Source organism: Sphingopyxis sp., from assembly GCF_050725615.1.
GTDB lineage: Bacteria > Pseudomonadota > Alphaproteobacteria > Sphingomonadales > Sphingomonadaceae > Sphingopyxis.
Map to the genome: position 1 here is coordinate 1 of NZ_JBOHHU010000132.1, position 7764 is coordinate 7764.

At 64.1% G+C, this 7764-nt stretch carries 8 protein-coding genes and 2 pseudogenes; 2 read left to right on the forward strand and 8 right to left on the reverse strand.

Annotated features, from left to right (window positions below):
- Positions 1-248: 248 nt before the first annotated feature.
- The 8 genes and pseudogenes from ACREB7_RS19940 to ACREB7_RS19975 form a co-directional block, all read right to left on the reverse strand.
- A pseudogene (locus tag ACREB7_RS19940) lies at positions 249-569 on the reverse strand (ATP-binding protein); the annotation flags it as partial.
- Complete coding sequence (locus tag ACREB7_RS19945) at positions 563-745, reverse strand: alcohol dehydrogenase catalytic domain-containing protein (RefSeq protein WP_431594008.1); 183 nt, start codon at positions 743-745, stop codon at positions 563-565. The gene ACREB7_RS19945 and the pseudogene ACREB7_RS19940, both read right to left, overlap by 7 nt.
- A 470-nt stretch (positions 746-1215) precedes the next feature.
- Positions 1216-1509, reverse strand: a complete 294-nt coding sequence (locus ACREB7_RS19950; RefSeq protein ID WP_009823882.1) for a putative quinol monooxygenase — start codon at positions 1507-1509, stop codon at positions 1216-1218.
- 108 nt (positions 1510-1617) lie between these two features.
- Positions 1618-2358: an SDR family oxidoreductase gene (locus ACREB7_RS19955; RefSeq protein ID WP_431594009.1), complete on the reverse strand. Its 741-nt coding sequence runs from the start codon at positions 2356-2358 to the stop codon at positions 1618-1620.
- Between the two features lie 76 nt (positions 2359-2434).
- Positions 2435-3586, reverse strand: coding sequence for an L-dopachrome tautomerase-related protein (locus ACREB7_RS19960; protein ID WP_431594010.1), 1152 nt, complete (start codon positions 3584-3586; stop codon positions 2435-2437).
- Complete coding sequence (locus ACREB7_RS19965) at positions 3583-4689, reverse strand: NADH:flavin oxidoreductase/NADH oxidase (RefSeq protein ID WP_431594011.1); 1107 nt, start codon at positions 4687-4689, stop codon at positions 3583-3585. The genes ACREB7_RS19960 and ACREB7_RS19965 overlap by 4 nt, the downstream gene beginning before the upstream one ends.
- Entirely contained in the window at positions 4689-5144 is a 456-nt protein-coding gene (locus ACREB7_RS19970) for a VOC family protein (protein WP_431594012.1), read from the reverse strand. The genes ACREB7_RS19965 and ACREB7_RS19970 overlap by 1 nt, the downstream gene beginning before the upstream one ends.
- 2 nt (positions 5145-5146) lie before the next feature.
- Positions 5147-5956 carry a type 1 glutamine amidotransferase domain-containing protein gene (locus ACREB7_RS19975; RefSeq protein WP_431594013.1) on the reverse strand — a complete coding sequence of 270 codons (810 nt, stop codon included), beginning with the start codon at positions 5954-5956 and terminating at the stop codon, positions 5147-5149.
- Between the two features lie 96 nt (positions 5957-6052).
- On the opposite strand from ACREB7_RS19975, the gene ACREB7_RS19980 reads away from it, so the two are divergent.
- Both ACREB7_RS19980 and ACREB7_RS19985 read left to right on the forward strand, forming a co-directional pair.
- The gene (locus ACREB7_RS19980; RefSeq protein ID WP_431594014.1) at positions 6053-6967 is read left to right on the forward strand and encodes a LysR family transcriptional regulator; all 915 of its coding nucleotides are present in this window, start codon (positions 6053-6055) and stop codon (positions 6965-6967) included.
- A 28-nt stretch (positions 6968-6995) separates the two neighbouring features.
- A pseudogene (locus ACREB7_RS19985) lies at positions 6996-7764 on the forward strand (IS5 family transposase); the annotation flags it as partial.

A 7764-nucleotide genomic window follows, 5' to 3' on the forward strand; every position in this document is an offset into this window, starting at 1 on the left:
CTATGGGATCGGTGTCTTGCCATGGGCTCTTCTCCAAAAGCCCGGCTACACGGTCAATCCAACTATGCTTCCTTGTCCGGCCCGAGGGGCCCACTCCAGATCGGCGTCGAAGAGGGACCCCCTTTTCGGATAATATGATGCTGGTTTGTTGAAGATGGCCTTGCGCTGCGTGCGGCGGAGGGCGGGCGTAGCCCGACCGGAGGCGCGCGCAGCGCAAGATAGATTTTTGAAGGCGCCGAAGGTGGCGGTCAGCTGCGGTTTTTGAAGCGCCAGCTGTCGTTGCCCGTCTCGACGATATCGCAGTGGTGGGTGACGCGGTCGAGCAGCGCCGTGGTCATCTTGGGATCGCCGAACACGGTCGGCCATTCGCCGAAGGCGAGGTTCGTGGTGATGATGACGCTGGTCCGCTCATAAAGCTTGCTGATGAGGTGGAACAGCAACTGCCCTCCTGAGCGGGCGAACGGCAGATAACCGAGCTCGTCGAGCACGATCAGGTCGAGCCGCGACAGCTGCGCCGCCAGGGTCCCGCCTTTGCCGATCCGGGTCTCCTCTTCGAGGCGTGTCACCAGCCAAGGTTTTCGTGACCGAAGACCCTGCCCTTCTCGAAGCTGGTACGGCCCTCATACATGTGAAGGTCCGACCCGCAGATATTGGTCGTGGTCAGCCGGATGATAACATCGGTCTGCTTTTCGATCTTGGGATCATCGATGGTTTTGACCGAAACATCTTTGGGCCCGTTGTACACGACAGCTTTCAGGGATCTTTTCCTTTCGCAGTTCTTCTCAATGCATCATCAAATCGAGAGCTTGCTGATGATCCGGTCCATCGCAACGGCGGAGGACATCGCACCCTTCCAAGTGATCTCAGTTTCCTGAACCTTCTGCTATCCGAGAGGTTCCTTCCCGTAGGGCCATCCTGGGATCGATTCACGGCGGTTGTCTGAATGACAGGGCCAGAACGGCCGAACAACGCGCCCAATTGATGTACCCAAGAATATCCGGCGAACCAATAGTGCCGTTACGTCGCGAAACATCAACGGCGCCTTATCAGTAAATTCAGAGGTGTGATAAGCGCAAAAGACAAGGCCATCCACTATCGCGGATGGCCTGTCGTATTCATTTACTCATTTCTCGGTTCGGCCGGGGCATCCATTACGGATGAAGACACGAGCCTTGCACTGCAGCCAAACGGCAGCTTGGGGTGCGGACCGCTCCGCTATTTAGCGGCCAGCAGGGTGAACTTGTGAATCTGCGGCGGTTCGGAAAACAGTTCTTCTGCCTTGTCCATCAGTGCGGCGGCAACCTTGCCGTCAAGATGGGCCTGCCGATCCTCCTCAGTGTCGAACGTATCGAAGATCGCGTACGCACCGGGACCTTCCTCGATCGCATACCAGGTCAGAGTGCCCGGCTCAGCTTGAACGAGCGGCAATGCCGAGGTCAGGAAATCGGCGACATCGCGCTCTTTTCCGGGCTTGGCCTTCAGTGGTACATACAGGGCAAGTTTGGGCATAATTGACTCCTCAAGTGAAACGGACAGATATCAGTCAGCAAAGTAACGGACGAGCGGACCGGGACGTTCCCCATTGGACGGAGCACACGCGGCCCCGCCTCGTCGAAATCAGAACTCCTGTGCGGTCGGCCGGATGACGATCGCGTTGACGTCGACGTCATCAGGTTGTTCGACAGCGAACGCGATAGCACGCGCCACCGATGCCGCCGGGATGGCCTGCTTGTAGAAGTCCAGCACCGTCTCGGCAGCCGTGCCGGATGTCGTGAACTTCAGATCGCTTTCGACAGCTCCAGGCTCGATTGACGTGACCCGGACCTTTTCCCCCACCTCGCGGCGCAAGCCCTCGCTGATCGCGCTGACGGCGAACTTGGTGCCGGAGTAGACCGTGCCGCCCGGTGCGAAGACCTTGATGCCCGCAACCGAGCTCAAGTTGATGATGTGACCGCTGCCCTGCTCGAGAAAACCGGGAAGGGCCGCCGCGATGCCGTAGAGCGTACCCTTCAGATTGACGTCGATCATCTGGTCCCACTCGTCGGTGTTGACCTCGGCCATCGGACGGATCGGCATCAGCCCGGCGTTGTTGATCAGCACGTCGAGGCGGCCGAAGTCGGCAATGATTGCGGCGACGACGGACTGGACCGCCGATTTGTCGGTCACGTCCAGCGCGTAGCTACGTGCCGTGCCGCCAATTGCGGCGATGTCCGCGACGACCTCGTCGAGCCTGTCCTTGCGCCGCGCGGCGATGGCCACCTTGGCGCCGCGTTCCGCGAGAAGACGCGCGGTTTCCGCGCCGATGCCGGTGCTGCCGCCGGTAATGAGAACGATCTTGCCTTCGATACCCTTTGTCATGATTGTATTCCTTCAAGTCAGTTGTTGATTTTTCGCCGGATCGCGGCCCCGCGGGAGCCCGCCCGGCTTGATGGGGTCACCGCGAGCGCAACAGGACGGGAGCGGCGCCCACCTTGATGCGGAGCAGCTCGTAGGGCTTGCGGCGCAGGTCTCGGCCGCCGTGGAAGCCGGGCTGGCGGTGGAGCTGGTTGGCGGTGAAGTAGAGATATCCGTCGGTGCCGATCGACAACGTGTCGGGCCAGCTGATGCGCGGGTCGCTGACCACCGTCGTCCAGAGGCCCTGGTCGAGCATGCGGATCGCGTTATTCTCGTAATCGCCGGCGAACACGCGGCCCCGGTCGTCTTCGGCAATCCCGTCCGAGGCGCCTTTGCGCCCCAGGCTGCGGACCGCGCGGCCCAGCTCCTCCTCGGACACCGCGGGATCGCGCAGCAACGCCGTGGGCACCGCGTGCAGCGTGCGGCCCGACAGCGGACCGTAATACAGCAGGCTGCCGTCGGCGCTGAGCGCAATCGCATCGCTCGCAATTGCTACCGGCGTCGCGGGTCCATCGGCGGGACGGTTCATGAGCACCGCGCCGTCGACGACCGGGGTGAAGCCGGGCTCGGGGTTGGTCGTCGCATGGTTTGACAGGCGCCGGATCGCACGCCCGCTGGCGATATCGACGACGATGATGCCGCCGATCCCCTCGTTGCTGCTGTCGGTGATGTAGGCGACGCCCTCGGCGCCCTGACGCAGATCGAAGCGCACGTCGTTGAGGTAGGTCGTGGGCAGCACCACGCTGGGCGGCAGGACGATCGTCTTCACCACCCGGTCGGTCGCAAGGTCGATTGCCACCAGCTTTGCACCGCCGACCTGTGGTTGAGAGAATTTGGGCGCCGCCGTGTCGAGCACCCACAGGCGATTGGCGCCGTCTGCCACCACGCTCTGCACCGAGATGAAATGCCCCGCCGGGTCGGCCGGATCGGGCCGGTTGGTCGCGGCATCGGGATAGGGCACCGCCTTGCCGTCGACCAGCTCGGCCACCGTGAACGGCGCGTTATCGCCCCATTGCGGGAAGTTGACGAAGATGCGCCCGCTGGGTGCGACGGTCACGCCAGTCGGCATCGCGCCATTGAACGTCGCGACCTGTTCGATTTGCGGCGCGGATGCACCCTCGCGGGTCATCGCGCAGGCGGCGAGCGAGAGGGCAGCGCCAGCGGCCAGAAGCAGTTTGACCGAGGTTTTCATGGTGTCATTTCCTTGAGGATGCGGCCCGCTTCGTGGGGCTCGGACCGGAGGTATTGCGGCGGCGCCTTGACCGATGCGCCGAGCGCGGCGGCGGCGTGCCAGGGCCAGCGCGGATCCCACAGCGCAGCGCGGGCAATGGCTATGGCGTCGGCATGCCCGTCTTCGAGGATGCGCTCTGCCTGTTGAGGATCGGTGATCATTCCGACCGCCACGACAGGCATGGCCACCGCATCCTTGACCGTCCGCGCCAGCGGCACCTGATAGCCGGGGCCGACCGGGATCTGCTGGCGCGGGTCGAGCCCGCCGCCGGAGACGTGGATTGCCGAACAACCGCGCCGCTCCAGCTCCTGCGCAAACCGCGCGGTTTCCTCCGCCGTCCAGCCGCCTTCAACCCAGTCGGTCCCCGAAACGCGAACGGTCACCGGGCGGTCGACGGGAAACGCTTCGCGCACGGCATCGAACACTTCGAGCGGGAACCGCATCCGATTGTCGAGGCTGCCGCCGTATTCATCGCCGCGCCGGTTGGAAATCGGCGAAAGAAACTCGTGGAGCAGATAGCCATGCGCCGCGTGGATCTGGACGGCATCGATGCCGAGCCTGCCGGCGCGGCGGGCGGCGTCGGCGAAGGCCTCCCGGATGCGGGCAAGCCCTGACTTGTCCAGTTCGACAGGGGGATGGTCGTCCGGAGCGAAGGGAATGGCGCTGGGTGCCACGGTCTGCCAGCCATTCTCCGTATCGGGGGCGATCTGCGTTCCGCCGTGCCACGGCTTGGCGCAGCTCGCCTTGCGGCCGGCATGGGCCAGCTGGATGATCAGCGGCATGTCCGACCAACGGCGCACACTTTCGAGCACGCTTCGCATCGCCGCTTCGGTGCGGTCATCGTACAGGCCGCTGTCACCGTAGGTGATGCGCCCTTCCGGGCTGACAGCGGTCGCCTCTATCGTTAGCGCGCCCGCGCCCGAGAGCGCCAACTGGCCGAGATGCATCTGGTGCCAGTCAGTCATCGCGCCGTCGACTGCCGAATACTGGCACATCGGCGCGATGACGATGCGGTTGGCGAGCCGCAGCCCGCCAACCTCAATCGGTTCGAACAATTTCGCCATCACCATTCGCCCGTGTTGGGCATGGAGGCCCAGGGTTCGGCCGGAGCCTTGTGTTCGCCCTTCTGGAGCAGTTCGACCGAGATCCCGTCCGGCGAGCGGACGAACGCCATGTGTCCGTCGCGCGGGGGGCGATTGATCGTCACGCCGCCCGCCTGCAGCCGCGCGCACGTTTCGTAGATGTCGTCGACCCGGAAGGCGAGATGGCCGAAGTTTCGGCCCCCCGTGTATGTCTCGGCAGGGCTGCCGTCCTCGGGCGGCCAGTTGTACGTCAGTTCGACCTCGGCATCGCCCTGCTCGCCGTCGCCGCGGAAATCCTCGTCGGCGGCAAGGTAGATCAGCGTGTAACGCCCGGCTTGGTTCTCCATGCGCCGCGTCTCCTTGAGATCCAGCAGCGTGAAGAAACGGATCGCCGACTCGGGATCGGCGACGCGCAGCATGGTGTGGAGATAGCGCATGATCAGGCGACCTTGTCCTTGAGGGCTTCCATCACGAGCTCCGCGGTGCGGGTAGCGCTGGCGGGGTTCTGGCCGGTCACCAGATTGCCGTCGCGCAGGGCGAAGGGGGCAAAATCGGGGCCGCCCTCGTGCTTGCCCCCAAGTTCCTTGAGGCGCGTTTCGAGCAGGAACGGCACCGCCTGATCGAGGCCGACCGCGCGTTCCTCCCTGTCGGTGAAGCCCGCGACACGGCGACCGGCGACGAGGGGCGTGCCATCGGCCTTCTTTGCCGAGACCAGCCCTGCCGGTCCATGGCAGACGGCGGCGACGATCTTGCCTTCGCGGTCGAAGCGTTCGACCAGGCGGGCCAGTTCGTCACTGACGGGGTAATCGAACATAGTGCCGTGGCCGCCGGGCAGGAACAGCGCGTCGTAGCCGGCGGGATCGATGCTTGTGAATACAGGGGTGCTGGCAACCTCGGCCTTTAGGGCCTCGTCCTTCAGATAGCGCTCGACCGAAGCGTCGTTCTCGCCGTCGGCGTTGACGCTGCGCTGGTCGACGGGGATGGCGCCGCCCTTGATCGAGGCCAGCGTAACCTCGGCGCCCGCATCACGGAAGGCGTAATAGGGGGTGGTAAGTTCCTCGAGCCAGACACCCGTCGGTTCGGTGCCGGGAGTCATGCGGTCGGCGGAGGTGGCCACCATGAGAATGCGGGTCATCGTCAATTGTCCTGTTCCATTGATGTCGGGGACACGAGCAAACGCAACCGGCGCAGCCGCACCCGCCACAAAGACAGCGGTGAGAGCTTTCAGCAGTTGGCGGCGATTTTGCATTCGATCGTTCCTTTCGGCGGCTTAGATACGCAGGGAACAGCATCATGAAATCCAGCGGGAATGGCGGACGGCCATAAATCCGGTTATGGAACCGGAATGTCCCTCTTGCAGTTGCGCACCTTCGTCGAAGTCTACCGCCGTCGTTCACTGAGCGAGGCGGCCCGGGCAATCGGCATCACCCAACCGGCGGCGTCGCAGCACATCGCATCGCTCGAGGCGCAATTGGGCCGTCCCTTGTTCGATCGCCATTCGCGGGGTGTTCGACCAACAGCGATTGCCGACGATCTCGCGGCTTCGATCGGAAGCAGCCTCGACACGGCGGAATCGGCACTGGCCAGCGCGCGGGCCCGATCGTCGCGCATCTCGGGCACGGTCCACATCGCCGCGCCGTCGGACCTGCTGGGAGAGATGATCACGCCCCGGCTGGCCCCGCTGCTGGAAGCAGGGCTGGACCTGCGCCTGCATATCGGCGGGCGCGAGGCGCTCTATGCCTTGCTGCTCGAAGACAAGGTGCACCTGGCCGTCACCGCCTCGCAACCCGAAGATGCGCGGTTGGCCTTTCATGCGCTGGGCGAGGAACACCTGCGCGCCGTAGCTTCTCCCGCTGTGGCGGAGCGGATTGCCGCGTTGCCGTTGGCAGAAGGGCTCGACCGGACGGCTCACCTCGCCTACGATCTCGACCGGCCGCTGCTGCGGACCTGGCTTGAGGCAAACCAGATCGAACTGACGAGCCAGCCCGCCTTGACCGCGCCCGATTTGAGGGTGCTACGGTCGGGATTGTGCGCGGATCTCGGCTGGACGGTACTGCCAGGCTATCTCACCCACATCGAACGCGCTGCCTGCACGCTGATCGAGATACCCGCCCCGGTCACGGTGCCGCGCAACGCTTACTACCTCGTCTGGGCACGCTCATCGCTGCGCCACCCTCGCGTTGCTACAGCTCGCGATGCCCTGATCGCTGCACTAGGTCACATACCCATAAACAGGATTCCCAAGAGGCTTGAGTTCTGATTCAGTGTTTCCCGGAAGGGAGACGCTGATGGCGCGCTTTGATTTGACGGATTTCGAGTGGTCGGTGATCCAGCCGCTGTTGCCGACGAAGGTTCGGGGGGTTGCGCGGGTCGACGACCGGCGGGTGTTGAACGGGATATTCTGGCGGCTGCGAACTGGAGCGCCATGGGCGGACATTCCGTCGCGTTATGGGCCGCACACGACGTGCGTGAACCGCTTCAACCGGTGGCGCAAGGCGGGCCATTGGGCGCGGATATTGGAAGCGGTGTCGAAAGCTTACGCGGGGGACATCCAGATGATCGACTCGTCGTCGATCCGTGTTCACCAGCACGCCGGAAACGCCAAAAAAAAGATGACCGATCCCGTTGCATGGGTCGCTCGCGCGGCGGCCTGACGACCAAGATCCACGCGCTCGTCGATGCGCTCGGTCTGCCGATCGGGCTCAAGCTGACCGAAGGACAAGCGCATGACGGGCGCAGCGCCGCCGACATGCTGGGCGGCCTTGGCGAGGGCGATGTCCTGCTCGGCGACCGCGCCTACGACAGCGATGCGATGCGCGCGGCTCTCGCCGAACGCGGCGCCTGGGCCTGCGTCAAGCCGATGCCGGGCCGCAAACGCATCCCCCCGTTCAGCCCCTTCCTCTATCGCTACCGCAACCTGGTCGAACGCTTCTTCAGCAAACTCAAACACTTCCGCGCCGTCGCCACGCGATACGATAAACGCGCCGACAATTTCCTAGCCTCAGTCCAACTCGCCTCAATCAGGATTTGGCTGCGACATAACGAGTCGATGACCTA